A 23,910-nucleotide genomic window follows, 5' to 3' on the forward strand; every position below is an offset into this window, starting at 1 on the left:
GCGCACGCCCCGCTCGCGGAACCGGTCCGGCAGCGGGATCCCGTCGTGTCTTTCCGATTCTTACCGTTCCCGCTTGCCTGGAGCGCACTTGAAGGTCATAGCGTGGGGCCATGACGGTGTTGCAGACCACGCCCGTGACCGCCCAGCGCAGCCAGAGCTCCGCAGACGTCTGCTCCGGACCGCCGCCGGGTCATCCGCGCCCGGACGGGCAGGACCGCTACACGATCAGCGAGGTCGTCGCCTTCACGGGCCTGACGGCGCACACCCTGCGCTGGTACGAGCGGATCGGGCTGATGGCCCACGTCGACCGCTCGCACACCGGCCAGCGCCGCTACAGCAACCGCGACCTGGACTGGCTCGACCTGGTCGGCAAGCTGCGGCTGACCGGCATGCCGGTCGCCGACATGGTGCGGTACGCCGAGCTGGTGCGCGAGGGCGAGGGCACGTACGAGCAGCGGCGCGAGCTGCTGGAGGAGACCCGACGCGACGTCCAGGCCAGGATCGCCGAACTCCAGGACACGCTCGCCGTGCTCGACCGCAAGATCACGCACTACTCCCGGGGCGCGTGAGCGGGACGTCCCTACAGCTCGGCCAGCAGGTCGGCCTTCTTCGCGGCGAACTCCTCGTCGGTGACCAGCCCCGCCTGGTGCAGCTCGCCGAGGTGCCGGATCCGGTCGGCGACGTCCGCCGGGTCCCGGCGGGGCGGGTCCGCGGCGGGGACGGCGGCCGCCGGGACGGCCGGCGTGCTCCCGCGCGTGCGGACGGCCGCCAGCACCGCCGCCGCCAGCGGCAGCGACTCGTGCACCGCCCCGTACCCGAGCCCGAACACCACCGTCGCGGGGTCCTGGTCGGTCCCCGCGGGGGCGTGCTCGCCGCGGTGCAGCCGCAGGAAGCCTTCGAAAACCTCCGGCGACCGCCACTCCACGCCGCTCAGCTCGGACACCGGGAAGCTCTGGTCGCCCGCCTTCCACTTGGCCGACGACGCACCCGTCCAGAACCACCGGAACCGCACGGTCCGCCCGTCGAAGGACGCCTTCGCGTCGTACGCCTTGAACGACAGCGGCGCCTTCGGGGCCGCCACCAGGAACCGGTCGGCCGGCCCGGACTCGGTGAGCCGCTCCCGCAGCTCGTCGGCGTAGTACTCCGCGAGCGCGTCCCGCTCGCCCGGCAGCACCAGCCGGTAGGGGTCGCAGGACTCCTTCAGCTGCCCCGCCGCGGCCTCGATCAGCGGGTCCGCGCCCTCGCGCGGTCGGATGCGCAGCACCGCGGTCCCGCGTCTGCCGGGCTCCAGCGTCACGCCCTCGATCGCCGCCAGCGGGATCCGGCGCTCCCCGAGCGCCGAGAGCAGCTTCGGCGTGCGTATCCCCCGTTCGTAGCGGATGAGGACGGAGTCGGACTCGAACTCCCAGGCGGCATGAAATCCGGCCAGTACGTCACCCATGCGGCTCATCGTATGCGGCACCGGCTTTTTCCGTCCCTCCTCGCGCACACCGCTGTTTCTGCGCTTCTACGCGCGTCCCGCCGTCGTTGCGCCGGACAGATCCTCCCGGCAGGCGTCATCCTCCGCGGCGCAGCGCACCGAGTCGTACACGCCGGCGCCGATGCCGGCGAAGTTGCGCAGGCTGTCCGTGCCGGGCTCGAAGTAGCCGGCGTGGCCCTCGGCCTCCCGCGCGGACAGCACCCGCGCGCCGAACCCGGACGACACCGGGTCCGCGCCGTGCCCGAGGCCGCCGAGCTCCAGGTAGGGCACGTCCTGCACCCAGTCGTCCGCGTCCCGCATCGCCCACACCCGGGCGGAGGTGCGCAGCTGGACCGCGCTCTCCACCCGCATGCCGGGGCTGCCGGCCACCGCGATGTCGCTGACCCGCTCCGGCAGCGTGTGCGCGGCGACCCCGCACACCACGGAGCCGTAGCTGTGGCAGAACAGCGAGACGGGCGAGACGCCGGGCAGGGCGCGCACCAGGGCGTTCAGCCGGATCGCGCCGGACTCCGCGCGCATCGCGGTCGCCGAGTCGATGCCGAGGCCGGCCGGGGAGGTGTAGTCGGCCCAGGCGATCACGGCGGTCCGCGTCTTCGGGCTCGCCTCCCGCTCGGCCGCGTACAGCGCCTGGGCCATGCCGACGGGCGCCGAGTACTTGCGGTAGGTGCGCTGGAAGGTGAGCAGCGCGGTGTCGACGCCGGGGACGACGACGGAGATCCGCTGGGCGCTGTCGAGGTCGCCGAAGACCTCGGCGGCGCGGCCGGCGCCGTCCGGGTCGAAGGCGAGGATCTTGCGGTCGCGGTCGCTCATCGACTCGTAGCGCTGCATGCGCCGCCCGGCCTCGTGCTGGCCGGCGGGGGAGAGCCGGGCGTCGTGCATCCGGGCCCGCTCGACGCGGACCTGCTCCCGCAGCGCGATGCGGTTGGCGCGGTAGCGCAGCTCGGCCGGGGCGCCGTTCATGTTGCCGACGGCGAGCGGGTAGCGATGCGCGAGCGCGGTGCGCTGGGCCGCGCTGAGGGTGGCGAAGAACCGGGCGAGCCGGCCGGGGGGCGCTGACGGGTCCGGCAACGCGCGTCCGTCGACGTGGCCCTCTTCCCAGGCGGTGAGCGACGCGCGCAGGGCGGTGCTCTCCCGCTGGTGGTGTACGGCGGTCCAGCCGGTGGTCGCCAGCATCACGAAGACCACGGCGAGGGCGAGCAGCAGCCGCCCCATGTTGAGCGGGGGAGTGGAGTCGAAGGAAGTCACTGGAAGGACACACTAGGAGAACGGGATGGTCTCGGGAGGCCTGAGTGACAGGTATCACGTTTCGATGACCGTGACGATGGTCATGAGACCTCTCAGGCCGTGCGCCAGCTTCCCATGAGCGCGGGCCCCAGCTGGTCGAGGTAGCGGGACGCGAGGGCGCGCATCTCCTCCAGGGTCACGTTCTCGCCGCTGCTCCAGTGCCGCTCCGTGAGCCGCATGACCCCGCCGAAGGCCGCCACCGCCAGCCGCGGCCGCGGGTCGGCCTCCACGTCCAGCCCCTCACGGTCCGCGAGCACCCGGGCGATCGTCTCCTCGGTCTCGACCGAGTGTCGCAGATACGCGGCGAGCAGCACCGGCGTCGACTCGATCACCCGGCACATGCGCAGGTACAGCTCCACCGGCACGACCTGCTCGACGATCTCGTGCACCGAGTTCCAGCTGTCCAGGACGGCCTGGCGCAGGGCCTCCAGGGGCGCCTCGTGCGGCGGGCGTTCGCGCATCGCCTCGACGAAGCGCGCCACGGTCATGTCGGCGACCGCGAGGGCCGCCTCCTCCTTGCCGGCGAAGTAGCGGAAGAAGGTGCGCTGGGAGACGTCGACCGCCTCGGCGATCTCGTCGACGGTGGTCCGCTCGTACCCGCGGGTGGTGAACAGTTCCAGCGCGGCGCGCAGCAGCGCGTCCCGGGTGCGCTGTTTCTTGCGCTCACGCAGAGTTTCCATAGATGTCAGTTACCGACTTGTGAATTGGTTTGTCAATTGTCAGTGGCTGTCACTAGCCTCCGTCGTATGACTAGTCAGACCACCGTCGACAAGACGGGACCGGGGGACGGGGCGCCCCAGGACCCGTCGGACCAGCCTCCGGCCAAGGGGCTGCGCGGCCACCCGTGGTTCACGCTCATCACCGTCGCCGTGGGCGTCATGATGGTGGCCCTGGACGGCACCATCGTCGCCATCGCCAACCCGGCGATCGCCAGCGACCTGGGCGCCACCTTCGCCGAGGTGCAGTGGATCACCAACGCCTACTTCCTCGCCCTCGCGGTCTCCCTGATCACCGCGGGCAAGCTCGGTGACCGCTTCGGGCACCGCCAGACCTTCCTGATAGGCGTCGTCGGCTTCGCCGCCGCCTCCGGCGCCATCGGCCTGTCCGACAGCATCGCGCTGGTCGTCACCTTCCGCGTCTTCCAGGGACTGTTCGGCGCGCTGCTGATGCCGGCCGCGCTCGGGCTGCTGCGCGCGACCTTCCCGGCCGAGAAGCTCAACATGGCCATCGGCCTCTGGGGCATGGTCATCGGCGCCTCCACGGCCGGCGGTCCCATCCTCGGCGGCGTCCTCGTCGAGCACGTCAACTGGCAGTCGGTGTTCTTCATCAACGTGCCGGTCGGCGTCCTCGCCCTGGTGCTGGGCGTCGTCATCCTGCTCGACCACCGCGCCGAGAACGCCCCGCGCTCCTTCGACCTGCTGGGCATCGCCCTGCTGTCGGCAGCGATGTTCTGCCTCGTCTGGGCGCTGATCAAGGCCCCCGAGTGGGGCTGGGGCGACGGCAAGACGTGGGCGTTCGTCCTCGCCTCCCTCGCGGGCTTCGCGCTCTTCGCCTACTGGGAGACCAGGGTGGCGGAGCCGCTGATCCCGCTGGCGCTGTTCCGCTCCGTCCCGCTGTCCGCGGGCGTGGTCCTCATGGTCCTGATGGCGATCGCCTTCATGGGCGGTCTGTTCTTCGTGACGTTCTACCTCCAGAACGTGCACGGGATGAGCCCCATCGACGCGGGCCTTCACCTGCTGCCGCTCACCGGCATGATGATCGTCGGCTCGCCGCTCGCCGGCGCGATGATCACCAAGTGGGGGCCGCGCATCCCGCTGGCCGGGGGCATGGCGGCCACCGCGATCGCCATGTACGGCATGTCCACGCTGGAGACGGACACCGGCAGCGGTGTCATGTCCGTCTGGTTCGCGCTGCTCGGCCTCGGACTCGCGCCCGTCATGGTCGGCGCCACCGAGGTCATCGTCGGCAACGCTCCGCTGGAGCTGTCCGGCGTGGCCGGCGGTCTCCAGCAGGCCGCGATGCAGATCGGCGGCAGCCTCGGCACCGCCGTGCTGGGCGCGGTGATGGCCTCCAAGGTGGACAGCGACCTGCCCGTCAACTGGAAGGAGGCCGGGCTGCCGGACCTGACGCCCGAGCAGCTCGGCAAGGCCTCCGAGGCGGTCCAGGTCGGTGTGCCGCCGGTGGCGCCGGGCACGCCGGCGCCGATCGCCGCCAAGATCGCGGACGTCGCCCACGACACGTTCATCTCCGGGATGAGTCTGGCGTCCCTCGTCGCGGCGGGCGTGGCCGCGGTCGCCGTACTGGTCGCGCTGCTGACCAAGCGCGGGGTCAACGCCGACGCGGGAGCGGGCGTCGGCCACATCTGACCGGCGCTCCCCGAGCGCTCCGCCGACTGACCCCGGGCTCAGCCCGGGGTCAGTCGGCGTTCGCGCGGGACCTCAGGGCCGCCACCTCCGTGCGCAGCGCCCTGACCTCCTCCGTCAGGGCCTGGATCGCCTCGGTCTGCCGGCGCTCCTCCACGTCGTCCTTCTCGAAGCGCTCGATGAACCACGCGGCGATGTTCGCGGTCACGACACCGAGCAGGGCGATCCCGGACAGCATCAGGCCGACCGCGATCATCCGTCCCAGTCCCGTGGTCGGAGCGTGGTCCCCGTAGCCCACGGTCGTCATCGTGGTGAAGGACCACCACAGGGCGTCACCCAGGGTGCGGATGTTCCCGTCCGGCGCGTCCCGCTCCACCGACAGCACCGCCAGCGACCCGAACATCAGCAGCCCGACGACCGCCCCGGCGACGTACGTCGTCACCTGTATCTGCGAGGCCATCCGCGCCCGCTGACCCACCAGCAGCAGCGTCGACACCAGCCGCAGCAGCTTCAGCGGCTGTATCACCGGCAGCACCACCGCGGCCAGGTCCAGCCAGCGGGTGCGGACGAACTCCCGGCGGTCCCGCGACAGCGCCAGCCGCACCGCGTAGTCCCCGGCGAAGGCCGCCCACACCGCCCACTCGACCGCCGCGCACACGACGGTGAGCGACGCGTCGGCCGAGGTGTCGACGATCGGCAGGGCGTACGCCACGGCGAACACCACGGCGAGCGCCAGCAAAGGCCGCTGCGTCCGCTCTTCCCACCGCGCCTGGGCCGTTTCTTCCCGCATGACCCGCATCGTAAGGAACGGGTGAACGCGAAGGGGCGGTGAGGCTGAACCTCACCGCCCCTGAGCACCCTCGGGATCAGGCGTCGCCGCCCGCCGCCCCCGGGTCCGCCGCCGAGACGTCCAGCAGCTGGTAGCGGTCGACGGCCTGCTTCAGCGCCGAACGGTCGACCTTGCCCTCCTTGGCCAGCTCGGTCAGGACCGCCAGCACGATCGACTGCGCGTCGATGTGGAAGTACCGCCGGGCCGCGCCCCGCGTGTCCGCGAAGCCGAAGCCGTCCGCGCCCAGCGACTGGTAGGTCCCCGGCACCCAGCGCGCGATCTGGTCCGGCACCGAGCGCATCCAGTCGGAGACCGCCACGAACGGCCCCTCGGCCCCGGCGAGCTTGCGGGTCACGTAGGGAACGCGCTGCTCCTCCTCGGGGTGGAGCAGGTTGTGCCGTTCGACGTCGACGGCCTCGCGCCGCAGCTCGTTCCAGGAGGTCGCCGACCAGACGTCGGCCTTCACGTTCCACTCCTCGGCGAGGATCTTCTGCGCCTCGACCGCCCACGGCACGGCGACGCCGGAGGCGAGGATCTGCGCCGGGACGGAGCCCGAGACGCCCTCGCTGAAGCGGTAGACGCCCTTGAGGATGCCCTCGACGTCGACGTTCTCCGGCTCGGCGGGGTGCTGGATGGGCTCGTTGTAGACGGTGAGGTAGTAGAAGACGTCCTCGCCCGGCTTGCCGTCCGCGGTCTCGCCGTACATCCGGCGCAGACCGTCCTTGACGATGTGCGCGATCTCGAAGCCGAACGCGGGGTCGTACGCCACACAGCCCGGGTTGGTGGAGGCGAGCAGCTGGGAGTGGCCGTCCGCGTGCTGGAGACCCTCACCGGTCAGGGTCGTACGGCCCGCGGTCGCGCCCAGGACGAAACCGCGCGCCAACTGGTCGGCCATCTGCCAGAACTGGTCGCCGGTGCGCTGGAAACCGAACATCGAGTAGAAGACGTAGACCGGGACGAGCGGCTCGCCGTGCGTGGCGTAGGCCGAGCCGGCCGCGATCAGCGAGGCCGTGCAGCCGGCCTCGGAGATGCCGTCGTGCAGCATCTGACCGGTGGGCGACTCCTTGTACGCGAGCAGCAGCTCGCGGTCCACGGACTCGTACTGCTGGCCGAGCGGGTTGTAGATCTTCGCACTCGGGAAGAACGAGTCCATGCCGAAGGTGCGGTACTCGTCCGGCGCGATCAGCACGAACCGCTTGCCGAGTTCCTTGTCCCGCATGAGGTCCTTCAGCAACCGGACGAACGCCATGGTCGTGGCGATCGACTGCTGACCGGAGCCCTTCTTCACGGTCGCGTACGTCTTGTCGTCCGGCAGTGCGAGCGGCTTGGCGCGCACGACCCGTGTCGGGACGTACCCGCCGAGCCCCTTGCGCCGGTCGTGCATGTACTGGAGCTCCTCGGAGTCGCGCCCCGGGTGGTAGTACGGCGGGACCCCGCCCTCCAGCTCCTTGTCGGAGATCGGCAGGTGCAGCCGGTCGCGGAAGCCCTTGAGGTCGGCGACCGTCAGCTTCTTCATCTGGTGCGTGGCGTTGCGGCCCTCGAAGTTCGGCCCGAGCGTCCAGCCCTTGACCGTCTTGGCGAGGATGACCGTCGGCTGGCCGGTGTGCTCCACGGCCGCCTTGAACGCCGCGTAGATCTTCCGGTGGTCGTGGCCGCCGCGCCCCAGGTGCAGGATCTGGTCGTCGGTCATGCCCTCGACCATCGCGCGCAGCCGCTGGTCGTCGCCGAAGAAGTGCTCGCGGATGTACGCGCCGGACTCCGTGGCGTACGTCTGGAACTGGCCGTCGGGCGTGGTGTTCATCCTGTTGACGAGGAGGCCGTCGCGGTCCTGCGCGAGCAGCGGGTCCCAGGACCGGTCCCAGATCAGCTTGATCACGTTCCAGCCGGCGCCCCGGAACACCGACTCCAGCTCCTGGATGACCTTGCCGTTGCCGCGCACCGGGCCGTCGAGGCGCTGGAGGTTGCAGTTCACGACGAACGTCAGGTTGTCCAGGCCCTCACGGGCGGCGATGGACAGCTGGCCGAGCGACTCGGGCTCGTCCATCTCGCCGTCCCCGAGGAACGCCCACACGTGCGACTTGGAGGTGTCGGCGATCCCGCGCGCGTGCATGTAGCGGTTCATCCGCGCCTGGTAGATCGCCCCGATCGGGCCGAGGCCCATCGACACGGTCGGGAACTCCCAGAAGTCCGGCATCAGCCGGGGGTGCGGGTACGAGGAGAGCCCGTGCGGCGTCTTGGACTTCTCCTGGCGGAAGGCGTCCAGGTTCTGCTCGCTGAGCCGGTCCAGCAGGTACGCGCGCGCGTAGATGCCCGGCGAGGCGTGCCCCTGGAAGAAGACCTGGTCGCCGCCGTCGCCCTCGTCCTTGCCGCGGAAGAAGTGGTTGAAGCCGACGTCGTACAGCGACGCGGAGGAGGCGAACGTGGCGATGTGGCCGCCCACGCCGATGCCCGGGCGCTGGGCGCGCGAGACCATCACGGCCGCGTTCCAGCGGGTCGCGTTGAGGATCTTCCGCTCGATCTCCTCGTTGCCCGGGAAGAACGGCTCGGCCCTGGTGGGGATGGTGTTCACGTAGTCCGTGCTGCGCATCTCGGGCACGGCCACGCGCTTCTCGCGGGCCCGCTCGATCAGGCGCAGCATCAGATAGCGGGCCCGTTCCCGGCCGCGCTCGTCGATCGCGGCGTCGAGGGAGTCGAGCCACTCCTGGGTCTCCTCGGGATCGAAGTCAGGAACCTGACTCGGGAGGCCGCCAATGATGATCGGGTTGCGATCGGATCCGGAAGCCACGCTGTTCCTTACCTGTCGGAGGGCTGAATGTCCGCTGTGCCGCTGTGTCCGCCGGCCCGCGCTGCACGCCCCGGGTCTGCAATGCCTGCACCGCCCCCATCGTGTACCTCGGGGCCGCAAACGTCATCTCTACCCAGAGGTAACCGGTACCTGTTCGAAACTCGTACCCGTGGATGGTTCTCAAACGCGCATTCAGGGCACACAGGTGTGGTGTGTGTCACTCATCGGCCCGGGTGGTGTGCCTGAAGTTGCGGCGACACGGCCAGGATCGTCACCGTTTCGGCGGTCTGAACCGCCGGGTACTTGCGCGATCCGTCCCGCCCGTGTGGACTACGGCCAATGCTTCGCGCACGCGCGTGGCTGAGTTATTTCCCGAAACATGATCAGGAGGCAACCCGTGAGCGCGACCGCGGACCACGCGGAGGAGCGGACTAGCCCTGCCGTCAGGCTGGGTTTCCAGCCCGGGCAGGTGGTCCAGGAGATCGGCTACGACGACGACGTCGATCAGGAGCTCCGCGAGTCCATCGAGGAAGTCATCGGCAGCGACCTGGTGGACGAGGACTACGACGACGTTGCCGACGCCGTGGTGCTGTGGTTCCGCGACGAGGACGGCGACCTGACGGATGCGCTGGTGGACGCCACCACGTACATCGAAGAAGGCGGCTCCATCCTCCTCCTCACGCCGAAGACCGGCCGACCGGGGTACGTCGAGCCCAGCGACATCTCCGAAGCATCGACGACGGCGGGTCTGTCGGCCAGCAAGAGCGTCAGCGTGGGCAAGGACTGGAGCGGCAGCCGGCTGGTGACGCCCAAGGCGGCCAAGTCCAAGAAGTGACGAACCGAAGGTCCGGACGGGCCGGGCGCGCGCCCGGCCCGTCCGGCGGCCCGCTGTGATCGCTGCGTAGGCTGGGGCTCACCCAGACAGCCCCACGAAGGGACGTCCCCGCGATGGCGATCCAGGTCGGCGACAAGGCCCCCGACTTCGAGCTCAAGGACAACCACGGCAGGACCGTGCGCCTGTCCGACTTCCGCGGCGAGCGGAACGTCGTCCTGATCTTCTACCCGTTCGCTTTCACCGGTGTGTGCACGGGCGAGCTGTGCGAGGTGCGGGACAACCTGCCGCGCTTCGCCGACCGCGACACCCAGGTGCTCGCCGTCTCCAACGACTCCATCCACACCCTGCGCGTCTTCGCCGAGCAGGAGAGCCTGGAGTACCCGCTGCTCAGCGACTTCTGGCCGCACGGCGAGGTGTCCCGGGCCTACGGCGTCTTCGCCGAGGACAAGGGCTGCGCGGTGCGCGGCACCTTCGTCATCGACAAGGAGGGCGTGGTGCGCTGGACCGTCGTGAACGGGCTGCCGGACGCCCGCGATCTCGGCCAGTACGTCTCGGCTCTCGACACCCTGTGATTGACCGGCCCCAGAGCCTGTGGGGTCCGGGAACCCGTCACTAGGATCGACTCGTTGATCCGATATCCGACGCACGACGGGGCTCCCCGGCCCCTGACACCAATGGAGGACTTCGTGGGAGTCAGCCTCAGCAAGGGCGGCAACGTTTCGCTGACCAAGGAGGCCCCGGGCCTGACCGCGGTCATCGTCGGTCTGGGGTGGGACGTGCGCACCACGACCGGCACCGACTTCGACCTGGACGCGAGCGCGCTGCTGCTGAACAACGCGGGCAAGGTCGCCAGCGACGCCAACTTCGTCTTCTTCAACAACCTCAAGAGCCCCGACGGCTCGGTCGAGCACACCGGCGACAACCTCACCGGTGAGGGCGAGGGCGACGACGAGGCGATCAAGGTCAACCTCGCGGCCGTCCCGGCCGACGTGGAGAAGATCGTCTTCCCGGTCTCCATCTACGACGCCGAGAACCGCCAGCAGTCCTTCGGCCAGGTCCGCAACGCCTTCATCCGCGTCGTGAACCAGGCCGGCGGCACCGAGATCGCCCGCTACGACCTGAGCGAGGACGCCTCGACGGAGACCGCGATGGTCTTCGGCGAGCTCTACCGGCACGGCGCGGAGTGGAAGTTCCGCGCCATCGGCCAGGGCTACGCGTCGGGCCTGCGCGGCATCGCGCAGGACTTCGGCGTCAACGTCTGACCCGACTCGCCCACTGTCCGGCGCCGCACCGTTTACGGGCGGCGCCGGACGCGCAGGACAACCGAAGAAGACCGGGCTCCGGCCCTGACAGCCGGACAGGCCCCAGGGGAGGATCAGCACATGGGTGTCACGCTCGCCAAAGGAGGCAACGTCTCCCTGTCCAAGGTCGCGCCTAACCTCACGCGGGTGATGGTCGGCCTCGGCTGGGACGCGCGCTCCACCACCGGAGCACCCTTCGACCTCGACGCCAGCGCACTGCTGTGCGCCGGCCAGCGGGTCATGGGCGACGAGTGGTTCGTCTTCTACAACCAGCTGACCAGCCCCGACGGCTCCGTGGAGCACACCGGTGACAACCTCACCGGTGAGGGCGACGGCGACGACGAGTCGCTGCTCGTCGACCTCGCCAAGGTGCCTGCCCAGTGCGACAAGATCGTCTTCCCGGTCTCGATCCACATGGCCGACGAGCGCGGCCAGACCTTCGGGCAGGTCAGCAACGCCTTCATCCGGGTCGTCAACCAGGCCGACGGCCAGGAACTCGCGCGCTACGACCTGAGCGAGGACGCCTCGACCGAAACCGCCATGATCTTCGGCGAGCTCTATCGCTACCAGGGCGAATGGAAGTTCCGAGCGGTCGGGCAGGGGTACGCGTCAGGGCTGCGGGGCATCGCTCTAGACTTCGGGGTCAACGTTTCGTAAAACCGCGTACGGCGCGGGGGAGCCCCGTACACAAGGATTGGGTAGCCAGTGGTTCTGAAAACCTTCGGGTGGTCGTTCGCGGTGACCGCGCTCGGCCTCGTCGCGGCGGTGTTCTACGGGGGGTGGACCGCCTTCGGAGTCGTGGCGATCCTTTCCGTCCTCGAGATCTCGCTGTCCTTCGACAACGCAGTCGTCAACGCCGGGATCCTGAAGAAGATGAACGCCTTCTGGCAGCGCATCTTCCTCACCGTCGGCGTCCTCATCGCCGTCTTCGGTATGCGCCTCGTCTTTCCCGTCGTCATCGTCGCGATCAGCGCCCAGCTCGGGCCGATCGAGGCCGTCGACCTCGCGCTCACCGACAAGGACCGCTACCAGGAGCTCGTCACCGACGCGCACCCGGCGATCGCCGCCTTCGGCGGCATGTTCCTGCTGATGATCTTCCTCGACTTCATCTTCGAGGACCGGGACATCAAGTGGCTCGCCTGGCTGGAGCGCCCGCTCGCCAAGCTGGGCAAGGTCGACATGCTGTCGGTCTGCATCGCCCTGATCGTCCTGCTGATCACCGCGATGACCTTCGCCACCAACGCCCACCTGCACGCCGGGCACGCCGACAAGGCCGAAACCGTCCTGCTCTCCGGCGTCGCCGGCCTCATCACGTACCTCGTCGTCGGCGGGCTCTCCAGCTACTTCGAGGACAAGCTGGAGGAAGAGGAGGAGCGCGAGCACGAGGCCGAGGAAGAGGCCAAGCGCACCGGCAAGAAGCAGTCCGCCGTGCTCCTCGCGGGCAAGGCCGCCTTCTTCATGTTCCTCTACCTCGAAGTCCTGGACGCCTCGTTCTCCTTCGACGGCGTGATCGGCGCCTTCGCCATCACCAACGACATCGTCCTGATGGCCCTCGGCCTCGGCATCGGCGCCATGTACGTCCGGTCGCTCACCGTCTACCTGGTCCGCCAGGGCACCCTCGACGACTACGTGTACCTGGAGCACGGCGCCCACTACGCGATCGGCGCCCTCGCCGTCATCCTGCTGGTCACCATCCAGTACCAGATCTCCGAGATCATCACCGGCCTGGTCGGCGTCGTGCTGATCGCCTGGTCCTTCTGGTCCTCCGTCCGCCGCAACCGCGCCCTGGCCGCGGCCGAAGGCGGAGCCGGCTCGGACGAGAAGAGCGAGATCTCGTCCGGGGTGTGATCACCTTCCCGGTGAGGAACGCTCTGTGCGGGGCGGCCGTCGAGGACGAGTCCTCCGGCGGCCGCCCCGCCGGTCTTCCACAGATCCCCTGGGGGCGGGAATGGGATTCTTCGACGGACTCCGGCCCGGCCGGGCCGCCGACTTCGACTCGGGCAGCGCGGCGACCAACGCCATCGAGCTGACCAAACGGCACAGCCAGGTCTCGCTCACCCGGCAGGACGCCGCAACCGGCAACCTGCGCATCAACCTGACCTGGCGGATGCGCACCTCCGACATCGGCGGCGGGCGGGAGAGCCTGCTGCGCCACCCCTTGAAGGCGCTGCGCCCGCCGGAGGTCATGGGACACAGCCAGAGCATGGTCAACGTCGACCTCGACCTCGGCTGCCTGTACGAGCTCACCGACGGCACCAAGGGCGTCGTCCAGCCGCTGGGCGGGCTCCTCGGGGACGTCAACGCCCCGCCGTACGTGAAGCTCAGCGGGGACGACCGGTTCGGCTCGGCGTCCGGGGAGACGATCTACGTCAACCTCGACCACCGCGAAGCGATCAAGCGGCTGCTGGTGTTCGTCTACATCTACGACCAGACGCCGGCCTTCGACCGCACCCACGCGATCGTCACGCTGTATCCGAGCAACGGGCCCCGCATCGAGATCGGCCTCGACGAACGGCACCCCCAGGCCCGCTCCTGCGCGGTGGTGATGATCGAGAACCTGAAGGACGAACTGGTCGTGCGGCGCGAGGTGCGCTTCGTGTACGGCTTCCAGGCGGAACTGGACCGGCTCTACGGGTGGGGACTGCAGTGGGGACGCGGCTACAAGGCCAAGGCGGAGAAGTGACCGCGCGCCCCTGAGCGAGTCGCCCTACCGTCCGATGAACTGGGGGCCCTGAGGCGGCATCCGGAACTCCTGAGCCGGGGCCTGGGCCGCCGCCGGGGCCGGCGCCTGCTGAGGGGCGTCCGGGTAGCCGTAGCCGTACGTCGGGAGGTTCGGCGGGTAGCCGTAGGTGGCGGGGGGCTGCTGCGGGGTGGTCGTCGTCGGCTGCTCCGGGGGGAGCGGCTGGGACAGGCTCGGGGTCGGGTCCGGAGCCGCCCTGGGCAGCCCGTCGTCCTGCTGCTCCGCCGACTCGTCCACCGAGATGCCGTAGTCGGTCGCCAGTCCCTTGAGGCCCTCGGTGTAGCCCTCGCCCAGCGCGCGGAACTTCCAGCCGTCCCCACGGCGGTACAGCTCCCCGCAGATCAGCGCGGTCTCCTCGCCGGTCTCCGGACGGATGTCGAAGGTGGCCAGCGGATCGCCGTCCTTGGCCGCGTCGTACAGCAGGATGCTGAGGGACCGTACGTGGTCGAAGGTGACGCCGTCCGCCGAAGCGACCAGGAGAATGCGGCCCACGTCGGGCTCGACACCGGCGAGATCCGTCTGGATCGTGTCGGTGAGGCCCTCGGTCACCCGCTTCGCGCCGAGCCGCCACACCTTCCCGGAGGGGTGCCGGGGCTGGTTGTAGAAGACGAAGTCCTCGTCGGAGCGCACACGGCCGTCGGGACCGAGGAGCAGCGCGGAGGCGTCCACGGCCGGTACCCCCCGCCCGGGCGTCCAGCGCAGCACGGCGCGCACCGTGGTGGCCTTCAGCGGGACGTTCGACCCCTTCAGCATGGCGTGCGTCATGCGGTCATCCTGCCCTTTCGGTTCTGCTCACGACAACGCGGGGTACTCGGCGGTTCCGCGTCACCTGAAATTCACGACCGCCGGGAACCCCGGACATCGGACCCTACGTACTATTACCGGCCACCCATCGCCGAAATCCACCGGCCACCTTGTTCCACGGGGGAGATACATGCGTCATTTCGGGCACCTCGCCGCCGAGGTGCGGCAGCGTCTCTTCCACCGGGAGCCCTGCGCCTTCGACGCCGACTCGCCGGGTCGGCTGCTCTCCGCCGCCCTGGGCGCCACGCTCTACAGCCCGGCCACCCGGCCCCGGCTCGCCGACGACGTGGTCAAGCAGGCCGCACGCGGCGTGGTCTCGATGGTGCTGTGCCTGGAGGACTCCATCGGCGACGAGGACGTGGCCGAGGGCGAGCGGAACCTCGTCCGCCAGTTCACCGAGCTCGCCACCCGCCCCGCGGGCGAACTGCCGCTGCTGTTCATCCGGGTCCGCACACCCGAGCAGATCCCCGACCTGGTCCGGCGCCTCGGCCCGCAGGCGCGGCTGCTCAGCGGCTTCGTGTTCCCGAAGTTCACCGAGGAGCGCGGCATCCCCTTCCTGGAGGCGCTGACCGGCGCGGAGGTGTCGAGCGGGCGGCGGCTGTTCGGCATGCCCGTGCTGGAGACGCCCGAGCTGATGTACCGGGAGTCGCGGGTGGAGGCCCTGGAGGGCATCGCCCGAGCCGTCGAGAAGTACCGCAGCCGGGTCCTCGCCCTGCGCCTCGGCGTGACCGACTTCTGCTCCTCCTACGGGCTGCGCCGGGCCCCCGACATGACCGCCTACGACGTGCAGATCGTCGCCTCCGTCATCGCGGACGTGGTGAACATGCTCGGCCGGGCCGACGGTTCGGGATTCACCGTGACCGGGCCGGTGTGGGAGTACTTCCGGGTGCCCGAGCGCATGTTCAAGCCGATGCTGCGGCACAGCCCCTTCCTGGAGGGACAGGCCGTGGAGCTGCGTGAGAAGCTGATCGAGCACGCGATGGACGGGCTGCTGCGCGAGATCTCGCTCGACCACGCCAACGGCCTGCTCGGCAAGACCTGCATCCACCCCTCGCACGTGCCGGCGGTCCACGCGCTGTCCGTCGTCAGCCACGAGGAGTACAGCGACGCGGCGGACATCCTGCGGCCGGAGCGCGGCGGCGGGGGAGTGCTGCGGTCGGCTTACACGAACAAGATGAACGAGGTGAAGCCGCACCGCGCCTGGGCGGAGCGGACCATGCTCCGGGCCGAGGTCTTCGGCGTGGCCAACGAGGACGTCAGCTTCGTCGACCTGCTCGCCGCGACCATCCCCGGCTGAGCCCCCCCTCACCCGCCTCACTCTTCTCTCCACCTGGCTTCGACATAGGGACGCATGAACAACTCAGTGAACAACGCGGTCTGGTCCGGGACCTGGGTCGCCGAGCGGCTCGGGCTGGAACTCGTGGGCGACGACGCGCTCCGTGACCACCTGGGGCTCGCCCTGCGCCGCAACCCCAAGCGGGCGCACCTGCTCGTCTCCAACGTGCTGGGCAAACACGTGCCGCAGTCCCCGGCCGTCGTCCGCGGCCATGGCGTCGCCCTCGGCCGCCGGGTGCGGGAACTGCTGGGCGCGCAGGCAGGGAACGCGGTCGTCCTCGGCTACGCGGAGACCGCGACCGGCCTCGGCCACTGCGTCGCCGACGGCATCGGCTCCGTCCCCTACCTGCACTCCACCCGCCGCCCGGTGCCCGGCGTCGCCCGGGCCGGCGGCTTCGAGGAGGCCCACTCCCACGCCACGTCCCACCTGTTGCTGCCGGAGGACCCCGCGCTGCTGGTCGGCGACGGGCCGCTGGTCCTGGTCGACGACGAGTTCTCCACCGGCAACACGGTCCTCAACACCATCCGCGACCTCCACGAACGCTATCCGCGCCGCCGGTACGTGGTGGTCGCCCTGGTCGACATGCGCTCGGCCGCGGACGCGGGACGCCTGAACGACTTCGCCCACGAGATCGGGGCGCGAGTCGATCTCGTGGCCGCGGCCTCGGGCACGGTGCTCCTGCCGGAGGGGGTACTGGAGAGGGGGCGGGAGCTGGTGGCGCGGTACGAGGAGGGTGCCGCGACGGGTGGTGTGTCGGCCGCGGCGCCGTCGGGGCCGGTCGCGCAGTTCCCCGCGCCCCCAGGGGGGTGGGCCGACCGTCCGCTTGACAGCTCGCGTCGGCATCCACCCGCAGGGGCGCGGGGCGGTGACATATGCGGCTCCGCCGCGGGGGCGCGACCGGCGCCCACCGGCCCGCAGCCGACACGCCACCTCACCCGCGTGGACCTGAACTGGCCCGAAGGCCTTCCCGACGGGGGTCGTCACGGCTTCACCCCGACCCACCGCGCACAACTCGACGCCGCCCTCCCGGACATGGCCGCCCGTGTAGCCGCCGCACTACCAAGGGACGCCCGCGTGCACATCCTCGGCTTCGAGGAGCTGATGTACGCCCCCCTGCGCCTCGCCTGCGAGCTGGAGCGCGGCGGCGGCGTCGAGGTCACCTACTCCACCACCACCCGCTCCCCCGTCCTGGCGGTCGACGACCCCGGTTACGCGATACGCAGCCGCCTCGTCTTCCCCGCGCACGACGACCCCGCCGACGGCCCCGGCGAGCGCTACGCCTACAACGTCGCCGGCGCCGGTTTCGACGCCGTCGTCGCCGTCGTGGACTCCGCGGCCGACACGGAGGAGCTGCACGCCCCCGGCGGCCTCCTCGACCGGCTCGCCGCGCACACCCCGCACGTGGTCCTCGCCGTCGTACCGTCGTACGTGCCGCAGCCGCTGTACGCCGACGCCCTGCCCGAAAAGAGACCCTCCATGCTGTCCGAGCCCCTCCGCGGCCCCGCCTTCTCCTCGTACGCGCCCGAGGAGGTCGGCTGGCTGCTCCAGGACCTCTCGGACGTGACGCTGGAGGCGCCGACCGAGGAGCGCGAGGAGGCCATCCAGTCGGGCGGCGCGCACTACGCCGAGTCGCTGCCGGTGGAGTACCAGCCCAGCGAGCAGTACCAGGAGCTGTTCCACGCCGCCCTCGGGACCTCCGCGGCGCGCCTCGCGCAGGCGGTCGGCGCGGTCACGGAGCTGGTGATCGCCGAACGCTCCCCGCGCCCCGTCCTGGTCTCCCTCGCCCGCGCCGGCACCCCCGTCGGCGTGCTGATGCGCCGCTGGGCGGCGCACCGGCACGGTCTCGAACTGCCGCACTACGCCGTGTCGATCGTGCGAGGGCGCGGCATCGACGCCAACGCGCTGCGCTGGCTCGCCGAGCACCACGACCCGCGGGACGTCGTCTTCGTCGACGGCTGGACCGGCAAGGGCGCGATCACCCGCGAACTCGCGGCGGCCGTCGAGGAGTTCGAGGCGGCGGGCGGCGCGCCCGGCTTCGACCCGGAGATCGCGGTGCTCGCCGATCCGGGGTCCTGCGTGCGCACGTACGGCACCCGCGAGGACTTCCTGATCCCCTCCGCCTGCCTCAACTCCACGGTGTCCGGCCTGATATCGCGGACGGTGCTGCGCGCCGACCTGGTCGGCCCGCACGACTTCCACGGCGCGAAGTTCTACCGCGAACTGGCCGGAGCGGACCTGTCCAACGCCTTCCTCGACGCCGTCTCCGCCCGCTTCCCCGACGTCGCCGACGCCGTCGACGGCACGGTGAAGGAGCTCCTCGCGAGCGACCGCTCGCCCACCTGGGAGGGCTGGGCCGCGGTGGAGCGCATCAGCGAGGAGTACGGCATCCACGACGTGAACCTGGTCAAGCCCGGCGTGGGCGAGACCACCCGGGTGCTGCTGCGCCGCGTCCCGTGGAAGATCCTGGCCCGCTCCGGCGCGGGCGCCGACCTGGACCACGTCCGGCTGCTGGCCGGGCAGCGAGGGGTGCCGGTGGAGGAGGTCGGCGAACTGCCGTACACCTGCGTGGGATTGATCCACCCGAAGTACACGCGGGGCGCGACCGGCGCCGACGGCCGGGCGGTGACGGTCTGATGCCGGTGCTGGTGGCGAGCGACCTCGACCGTACGCTCATCTACTCCGCGGCGGCCCTCGCGCTGACCATGCCGGACGCGCGGGCGCCCCGGCTGCTCTGCGTGGAGGTGCACGAGAGCAGGCCGCTGTCGTTCATGACGGAGACGTCGGCACGGCTGCTCACCGAACTCGGGGACGCGGCGCTGTTCATGCCGACGACCACCCGGACACGCAAGCAGTACCTGCGCATCAACCTGCCGGGCCCGCCGCCCAAGTACGCGATCTGCGCCAACGGCGGCCACCTCCTGGTCGACGGGGTGTCCGACCCGGACTGGCACGCGTCGGTGACCGCGCGGCTCGCCGACGAGTGCGCGCCGCTCGCGGAGGTGCAGGCGCATCTTGCGGCCTTCTCCGACCCGCTCTGGCTGCGCAAGCAGCGCGTCGCGGAGGACCTGTTCGCCTACCTCGTGGTGGAGCGCGAGCTGCTGCCCGAGGAGTGGGTGAAGGAGCTCGCGGTCTGGGCGGAGAACCGCGGCTGGACGGTGTCCCTGCAGGGCCGCAAGATCTACGCCGTGCCCAAGCCGCTCACCAAGAGCGCGGCCGTGCGCGAGGTGGTCCGCCGCACGGGCGCGCAGCTCACGCTGGCCGCCGGCGACTCGCTCCTGGACGCCGACCTGCTCCTGGCGGCGGACCGGGGCTGGCGCCCCGGCCACGGCGAACTGGCCGACGAGGCCTGGACCGCGCCGCGGATCACGGCGCTGCCCGAGCGGGGCGTCCTCGCGGGGGAGCGGATCCTGCGGGAGTTCCTGCGGGGGGCGCGCGAGGGATGACCCCCGGCGCGGCCCGTCTCTGACGTCAGCCGCCGCGCCCGTCGCCGGAGTCAGCCGCAGCAGCCTCCGCCGCAGCAGCCGCCGCCACCGCCCCCACCGCCCGCCTTGGGCGCGGGGGCGGTCGTCGTGCCGCCCACGGCCACGGTGGAGAGCAGCTTGACCGTGTCGTCGTGGCCGGCGGGGCAGTCGGCGGGGGCGGAGGACTCCGCCATCGGGCGGCTCAGTTCGAACGTGTCGCCGCACGTCCGGCAGCGGTACTCGTAGCGAGGCATGCGCCCAGGTTAGCCGGGCGGCACGCCCCCGCCCCGGCAAGCCGACGGCTCGACCCCGGCTGGCGGGAACCCGATCTTCATGGTATTTACAGTTGTCCAATCTTGAAACAGTGCGGGCGGCCTGCCCTCCGGGGGAGGTCCCGGCAGGCCGCCGGTTCCGTGGCACGGGAAAGGTGTGCGGGTCTGGATGAGGCGTCGGCGGTGGGGGACGGGCGCGGTCGTCGCGGCTCTGAAGGAGGTACGCCTGACCGCCCCGACGGCGGCGACCTTCGGGCCGGCCGTCGCCAGCGCCCCGTCCACCGCGCCCCTCAGCGCCACCGCCTGGGTGGTCGCGCGGTCCGCCCTCTCGGGCCGGGCGGACGCCTACGTGGACGGCGAGAAGGCGACGACCGTGGACTTCGGGCGGTCCAAGGTCGGCTACCGGAACGCCATCTGGACCCGGACCTGGGCCGAGAGCGCCCCGCACACGGTCAGGATCGTGGTGGAAGGCACACCGAGGCGTCCCACCGTCCTCACCGACGGACTCGTATATCTGAAGTAGGGGGGATTTTCCGGGCATTTCCGGATGGTCAGGGCATTCGACCGGGATGTCGCGCGCCGGCGTCCCCGCCGAATGCCCCGACCCACCCCGACTTCGGGCGAAGGGACGGGAAAGTCTAGGATTGACCTGGGGTGTTCTGATGTATGCCCCACATCGTCGACTGTGTTTGCTTCTGTCGATTTCTTATGTGGAGAACTTGCGAAGGGCGCTGGTAATTTGAGAGCGCCGCGATGAACCGCGAGGTCGTGGGACTCAGGGTCTGCAGCCGTCGACACGGCAACCATGTCAGGTCCTCGTACGTCTGTACGTCTGCCTGCGCGAGCAGCACCGAGTGCGGAGGGAGACAGCGTGACCCAGAGGGGGCAGGGGGAGGAGCCCCAGGAGCCCGACGCGACCATGCAGTTGAAGGTCCCGGCCTCTTTCACAGCCGACGAGACCATGCAACTGCGCGTCCCGGACGGCGGGATACCGGTCACCCGGGACACCCCGGCGGCGTCCGAGGACCCCGGGAACCGGCGCAAGAGCCGCAAGGCGCCGCGCCCCTCCTTCTTCGTCCGGCTCCACGCCCGAATATCCGCCCTGCTCGGCCCCTACCTGGCCCCGCTGGCCGCCCGCCTGAAGCCCTACGCCCGCCGGATGCGCCCGCAGTACCCGCGCCCGGGCCGCGAGGGCTGGCAGCGGTGGGTGCCCTCCTGGCGGCAGTGGCTCGGCGGCTTCCTGGGCGCCCTGGGCCTGAGCACCGTCTTCCTGGTCACCGCCTACGCCGTCACGGACATACCGGAGAACCTCAACACCTACGCCACCCAGCAGGACAACGTGTACTTCTGGGCCGACGGCACGCCCATGGCCCGCACCGGCTGGGTGCAGCGGCAGGCGATGCCGCTGAAGGACATCCCCGAGGACGTCCGCTGGGCGGTGCTCGCCGCCGAGAACGCCAGCTTCTACAGCGACCCCGGCATCTCCTTCAAGGGCATCAGCCGCGCCCTGTTCCGCACCATCGGCCAGGGCGACACCCAGGGCGGCTCGACGATCACGCAGCAGTACGTCAAGAACGTCTACCTGAACCAGAACCAGACCGTCAGCCGCAAGTTCACCGAGGCGATGATCGCGCTCAAGCTGGACAACCAGATGAGCAAGGACGACATCCTCGAGGGCTACCTCAACACCAGCTGGTTCGGCCGCGGCACCTACGGCATCCAGCGCGCCGCCCAGGCCTACTACGGCAAGGACGTCAGCGAGCTCAACGCCAGCGAGGCCGCCTTCCTCGCCTCCCTGCTCAAGGGAGCCGGCCTGTACGACCCGACGCTGAGCGGCTCCAACCGCGCCCGGGCCATGGAACGCTGGACCTGGACCCTCGACCGGATGGTCGAGATCGGCAAGCTGTCCAAGGCCGAGCGGGCCAAGTACAAGAAGTTCCCCGACCCGCTCAAGAGCAACCCGCTGTACGACACCGGTGAGCAGAGCGACTACCTCGTCGAACTCGCCGCCCAGTACGCCAAGAAGGCCGGGAAGATCTCCGACAAGGACTTCGACCTCGGCGGCTACCAGATCTACACGACCTTCGACAAGAAGCGTGAGGCGCAGCTCACCGACGCCGTCACCAAGGCCCGCGCCAAGGCCGCCAAGGAAGAACCCAAGGCCGCGAAGAACGCGCACTACGGCGCCGCCTCCGTGGACACCGGCGGACGGATCCTCGCCGTCTACGGCGGCCCCGACCACCGTACGCAGGGCTACAACGAGTCCAACGCCACCACCGTCCCGGCCGGTTCGGCCTTCCTGCCGTTCGTGTACGCGGCCGGACTGGAGCACGGCGTCCACAAGGAGCGCGGCGGCGAGGCGACGGAGGTCACCGGCGACACCGTCTACGACGGCGACGACGACATACCGGTGACCACCCCGGAGGGGCCCTACTGGGACCGCAGCGGCCGCAAGGTGGCCGCCAGCAACGACGGCGACCGCTCCTACGGGAAGATCTCCCTGCGCCGGGCGCTGGAGCTGTCGGTGAACACCCCGTTCATGCAGCTCGGCATGGACACCGGCCTCGAGAACGTGCGCTCCACCGCCGAGGCCTCCGGACTGCTCGCCTCCAGCATCGGCGCCCAGGTCCCCGCCCTGTCCACGGGCAGCTCCACGCCCAGCGCCATCCGCATGGCCAGCGGCTACTCCACCTTCGCCGCCCAGGGCAAGCACACCGAGCCCTACTCGGTGTGGAAGATCACCCACAACGGCACCAAGGTCGCCCTGGACATCCCCGCTCCGCGCCGCGCCGTCGGCGCCGACGTGGCCCGCGAGGTCACCTCGGCCCTGGAGGGCTCCTTCCGCGCCGCCCACCCCTCCGCCGCGTCCGCCGGCGCCGAGGTGGCCGGCAAGGCCGGCACCACCCAGGACGACAACGCCGCCTGGTACGTCGGCACCGCCAAGTCGGTGTCCACGGCGATCGTCGTCTACCGCATCGACCTCACCAAGAGCCTCGAACCGCTGCCGCTGGAGGGCGTCGCCGGCGACACCGCCGACGGCGTCGCCTACGACATCTGGTCCAAGGCCATGAGCCCGCTCGGCTGACCACCGACGGACACCGCCGTCACCGACCGTCTGCAGAATGAGCCGCACATGAAGTCACCGTCGGGCCGCCGCCGCAAGGCCGCGGCACCGCGCCGCCCCGCCGCTCGTCCCGGGTTCGTCAGCCTGGCGGCGTTCCTCGCCGTCGCCTCCCTGACGGCGGGCTACCTGGTGCTCAACCGCACGGACAACACGGCGCCGACCGCGTCCTCGGGGGAACAGCAGAGGAACGCGACGACCTCCAAGGAGCCGGAATGGGACGGCAAGACCAAGGTCCTGGGGGACGGCTCCACCTCGTACACCGGCCCGCAGAAGGGCGGCCTGAAGGCCGAGCCCCTCAAACCCGGTGAGAAACCGCCCCAGTTCGTCGTCTTCTCCTGGGACGGCGCCCTGGCCGGCGACGACGAGCTCTTCCAGCACTACCGGGAGCTCGCCAAGGAGTACGACGCCCACATGACCTTCTTCCTCACCGGCATCTACCTGCTGCCCAAGAGCAAGAAGGACCTCTACAGCCCGCCGCAGCACCCCAAGGGCTCGGCCGCGATCAGCTTCCCCACCGACGACCACATCCGCACCACGATCGAGCAGCTCGGCAAGGCGTGGGAGGAGGGGAACGAGATCGGCACCCACTTCAACGGCCACTTCTGCGGCGCGAAGGGCGGCGACGACTGGAGCGTCGCGGAATGGCGCAGCGAGATAGACCAGTTCTACGCCTTCGCCGAGAAGTGGAAGACCAACACCGGCTACACCGACATGAAGCCGCTGCCCTTCGACTTCCGGAAGGCCGTCGTCGGCGGCCGCGCCCCCTGCCTGGAGGGCCAGGCCAACCTGCTGAAGGCCGCCAAGAGTTACGGCTGGCGCTACGACGCGAGCTCCAAGGGCGACTTCCAGATCTGGCCGGCGAAGAAGAACGGCGTCTGGGACTTCCCGCTGCAGATGCTCCCCTACGAGGGCGGCAAGTACCAGGGCCTGTCCATGGACTTCAACTTCCTCTACAACCAGTCCGACGGCCAGACCCAGGGCGACCCGGCGAAGTACCCCGAGTGGGAGAAGGAGACCGCCGACACCTACATGGCGGGCTTCAACCGCGTCTACTACGGCAGCCGCGCCCCGCTGTTCATCGGCAACCACTTCGAGGAGTGGAACGGCGGCATCTACATGAAGGCCGTCGACGACACCGTCAAGAAGGTGTGCACCAAGAAGGACGTCAAGTGCGTGTCCTTCAAGGAGCTGGCCGACTGGATGGACGTGCAGAAGCCGGCGACGCTGGAGCGGCTGCGTACCCTCGACCCGGCGCAGAGCCCCAACTGGTCCACGGTCGTCCAGTAAGCCGCCCGG

General features: G+C 70.4%; 21 protein-coding genes. 14 read left to right on the forward strand and 7 right to left on the reverse strand.

What is annotated here, in order from left to right; genetic code table 11:
* The first annotated feature begins 110 nt into the window (after positions 1 to 110).
* Entirely contained in the window at positions 111 to 569 is a 459-nt protein-coding gene (locus tag EV567_RS02940; protein WP_130436966.1) for a MerR family transcriptional regulator, read from the forward strand.
* Between the two features lie 11 nt (positions 570 to 580).
* On the opposite strand, the gene EV567_RS02945 is transcribed toward EV567_RS02940, so the two are convergent.
* The 3 genes from EV567_RS02945 to EV567_RS02955 all read right to left on the reverse strand — a co-directional run bounded on the left by EV567_RS02945 (position 581) and on the right by EV567_RS02955 (position 3,444).
* On the reverse strand, positions 581 to 1,450 hold the full coding sequence (locus EV567_RS02945; RefSeq protein ID WP_130436967.1) for a DUF4429 domain-containing protein: 870 nt from the start codon (positions 1,448 to 1,450) through the stop codon (positions 581 to 583).
* A gap of 57 nt (positions 1,451 to 1,507) precedes the next feature.
* On the reverse strand, positions 1,508 to 2,725 hold the full coding sequence (locus EV567_RS02950; RefSeq protein WP_130436968.1) for an alpha/beta hydrolase: 1,218 nt from the start codon (positions 2,723 to 2,725) through the stop codon (positions 1,508 to 1,510).
* A gap of 92 nt (positions 2,726 to 2,817) precedes the next feature.
* On the reverse strand, positions 2,818 to 3,444 hold the full coding sequence (locus tag EV567_RS02955) for a TetR family transcriptional regulator (protein ID WP_130436969.1): 627 nt from the start codon (positions 3,442 to 3,444) through the stop codon (positions 2,818 to 2,820).
* Between the two features lie 66 nt (positions 3,445 to 3,510).
* On the opposite strand from EV567_RS02955, the gene EV567_RS02960 reads away from it, so the two are divergent.
* Entirely contained in the window at positions 3,511 to 5,130 is a 1,620-nt protein-coding gene (locus EV567_RS02960; protein WP_130436970.1) for an MFS transporter, read from the forward strand.
* 49 nt (positions 5,131 to 5,179) lie between these two features.
* Here the strand turns inward: EV567_RS02960 and EV567_RS02965 are convergent, their stop codons facing one another.
* Positions 5,180 to 5,917, reverse strand: a complete 738-nt coding sequence (locus EV567_RS02965; RefSeq protein WP_130436971.1) for a potassium channel family protein — start codon at positions 5,915 to 5,917, stop codon at positions 5,180 to 5,182.
* Positions 5,918 to 5,993: 76 nt separating this feature from the next.
* The gene (gene aceE / locus EV567_RS02970) at positions 5,994 to 8,741 is read right to left on the reverse strand and encodes a pyruvate dehydrogenase (acetyl-transferring), homodimeric type (protein WP_130436972.1); all 2,748 of its coding nucleotides are present in this window, start codon (positions 8,739 to 8,741) and stop codon (positions 5,994 to 5,996) included.
* Between the two features lie 397 nt (positions 8,742 to 9,138).
* Here aceE and EV567_RS02975 point away from each other — a divergent pair, with 397 nt between their 5' ends.
* The 6 genes from EV567_RS02975 (at position 9,139) to EV567_RS03000 (ending at position 13,560) form a co-directional block, all read left to right on the forward strand.
* Positions 9,139 to 9,576 (forward strand): DUF3052 domain-containing protein, encoded by a 438-nt coding sequence (locus EV567_RS02975; protein WP_207228660.1) that lies wholly within the window; start codon positions 9,139 to 9,141, stop codon positions 9,574 to 9,576.
* Positions 9,577 to 9,689: 113 nt separating this feature from the next.
* Positions 9,690 to 10,148 (forward strand): peroxiredoxin, encoded by a 459-nt coding sequence (locus EV567_RS02980; RefSeq protein ID WP_130436974.1) that lies wholly within the window; start codon positions 9,690 to 9,692, stop codon positions 10,146 to 10,148.
* A gap of 114 nt (positions 10,149 to 10,262) precedes the next feature.
* Positions 10,263 to 10,838: a TerD family protein gene (locus EV567_RS02985; protein ID WP_130436975.1), complete on the forward strand. Its 576-nt coding sequence runs from the start codon at positions 10,263 to 10,265 to the stop codon at positions 10,836 to 10,838.
* A 120-nt stretch (positions 10,839 to 10,958) separates the two neighbouring features.
* Complete coding sequence (locus EV567_RS02990; RefSeq protein ID WP_130436976.1) at positions 10,959 to 11,534, forward strand: TerD family protein; 576 nt, start codon at positions 10,959 to 10,961, stop codon at positions 11,532 to 11,534.
* 48 nt (positions 11,535 to 11,582) lie between these two features.
* Positions 11,583 to 12,725: a DUF475 domain-containing protein gene (locus EV567_RS02995; protein ID WP_130436977.1), complete on the forward strand. Its 1,143-nt coding sequence runs from the start codon at positions 11,583 to 11,585 to the stop codon at positions 12,723 to 12,725.
* Positions 12,726 to 12,825: 100 nt separating this feature from the next.
* A complete protein-coding gene (locus tag EV567_RS03000) occupies positions 12,826 to 13,560 on the forward strand; it encodes a Tellurium resistance (protein WP_130436978.1) in 735 nt (244 codons plus the stop codon).
* Between the two features lie 24 nt (positions 13,561 to 13,584).
* Here EV567_RS03000 and EV567_RS03005 read toward each other — a convergent pair whose 3' ends face one another.
* A complete protein-coding gene (locus EV567_RS03005; protein ID WP_130436979.1) occupies positions 13,585 to 14,382 on the reverse strand; it encodes a TerD family protein in 798 nt (265 codons plus the stop codon).
* Positions 14,383 to 14,551: 169 nt separating this feature from the next.
* Here EV567_RS03005 and EV567_RS03010 point away from each other — a divergent pair, with 169 nt between their 5' ends.
* Genes EV567_RS03010 through EV567_RS03020 form a run of 3 tightly spaced genes read left to right on the forward strand, consistent with a single transcriptional unit; the run spans position 14,552 to position 19,200 of the window.
* The gene (locus EV567_RS03010) at positions 14,552 to 15,718 is read left to right on the forward strand and encodes an HpcH/HpaI aldolase/citrate lyase family protein (RefSeq protein ID WP_130436980.1); all 1,167 of its coding nucleotides are present in this window, start codon (positions 14,552 to 14,554) and stop codon (positions 15,716 to 15,718) included.
* 54 nt (positions 15,719 to 15,772) lie between these two features.
* Positions 15,773 to 18,391, forward strand: coding sequence for a phosphoribosyltransferase (locus tag EV567_RS03015; RefSeq protein WP_130436981.1), 2,619 nt, complete (start codon positions 15,773 to 15,775; stop codon positions 18,389 to 18,391).
* Positions 18,391 to 19,200, forward strand: coding sequence for an HAD family hydrolase (locus EV567_RS03020; protein ID WP_130436982.1), 810 nt, complete (start codon positions 18,391 to 18,393; stop codon positions 19,198 to 19,200). Before EV567_RS03015 ends, EV567_RS03020 begins: the two co-directional genes overlap by 1 nt.
* 50 nt (positions 19,201 to 19,250) lie before the next feature.
* Here the strand turns inward: EV567_RS03020 and EV567_RS03025 are convergent, their stop codons facing one another.
* Positions 19,251 to 19,472, reverse strand: a complete 222-nt coding sequence (locus EV567_RS03025) for a zinc ribbon domain-containing protein (protein ID WP_130436983.1) — start codon at positions 19,470 to 19,472, stop codon at positions 19,251 to 19,253.
* A 187-nt stretch (positions 19,473 to 19,659) separates the two neighbouring features.
* Here EV567_RS03025 and EV567_RS28450 point away from each other — a divergent pair, with 187 nt between their 5' ends.
* The 3 genes from EV567_RS28450 to EV567_RS03040 all read left to right on the forward strand — a co-directional run bounded on the left by EV567_RS28450 (position 19,660) and on the right by EV567_RS03040 (position 23,901).
* Positions 19,660 to 20,013 (forward strand): hypothetical protein, encoded by a 354-nt coding sequence (locus EV567_RS28450; RefSeq protein ID WP_130436984.1) that lies wholly within the window; start codon positions 19,660 to 19,662, stop codon positions 20,011 to 20,013.
* Positions 20,014 to 20,409: 396 nt separating this feature from the next.
* Positions 20,410 to 22,575 (forward strand): transglycosylase domain-containing protein, encoded by a 2,166-nt coding sequence (locus EV567_RS03035; protein ID WP_207228686.1) that lies wholly within the window; start codon positions 20,410 to 20,412, stop codon positions 22,573 to 22,575.
* A 48-nt stretch (positions 22,576 to 22,623) separates the two neighbouring features.
* A complete protein-coding gene (locus tag EV567_RS03040) occupies positions 22,624 to 23,901 on the forward strand; it encodes a hypothetical protein (RefSeq protein ID WP_130436985.1) in 1,278 nt (425 codons plus the stop codon).
* The last annotated feature ends 9 nt before the right edge of the window (positions 23,902 to 23,910 follow it).

Origin of the sequence: Streptomyces sp. BK239 (genome assembly GCF_004217285.1) — a bacterium.
In the GTDB taxonomy this organism is placed as follows: Bacteria; Actinomycetota; Actinomycetes; order Streptomycetales; family Streptomycetaceae; genus Streptomyces.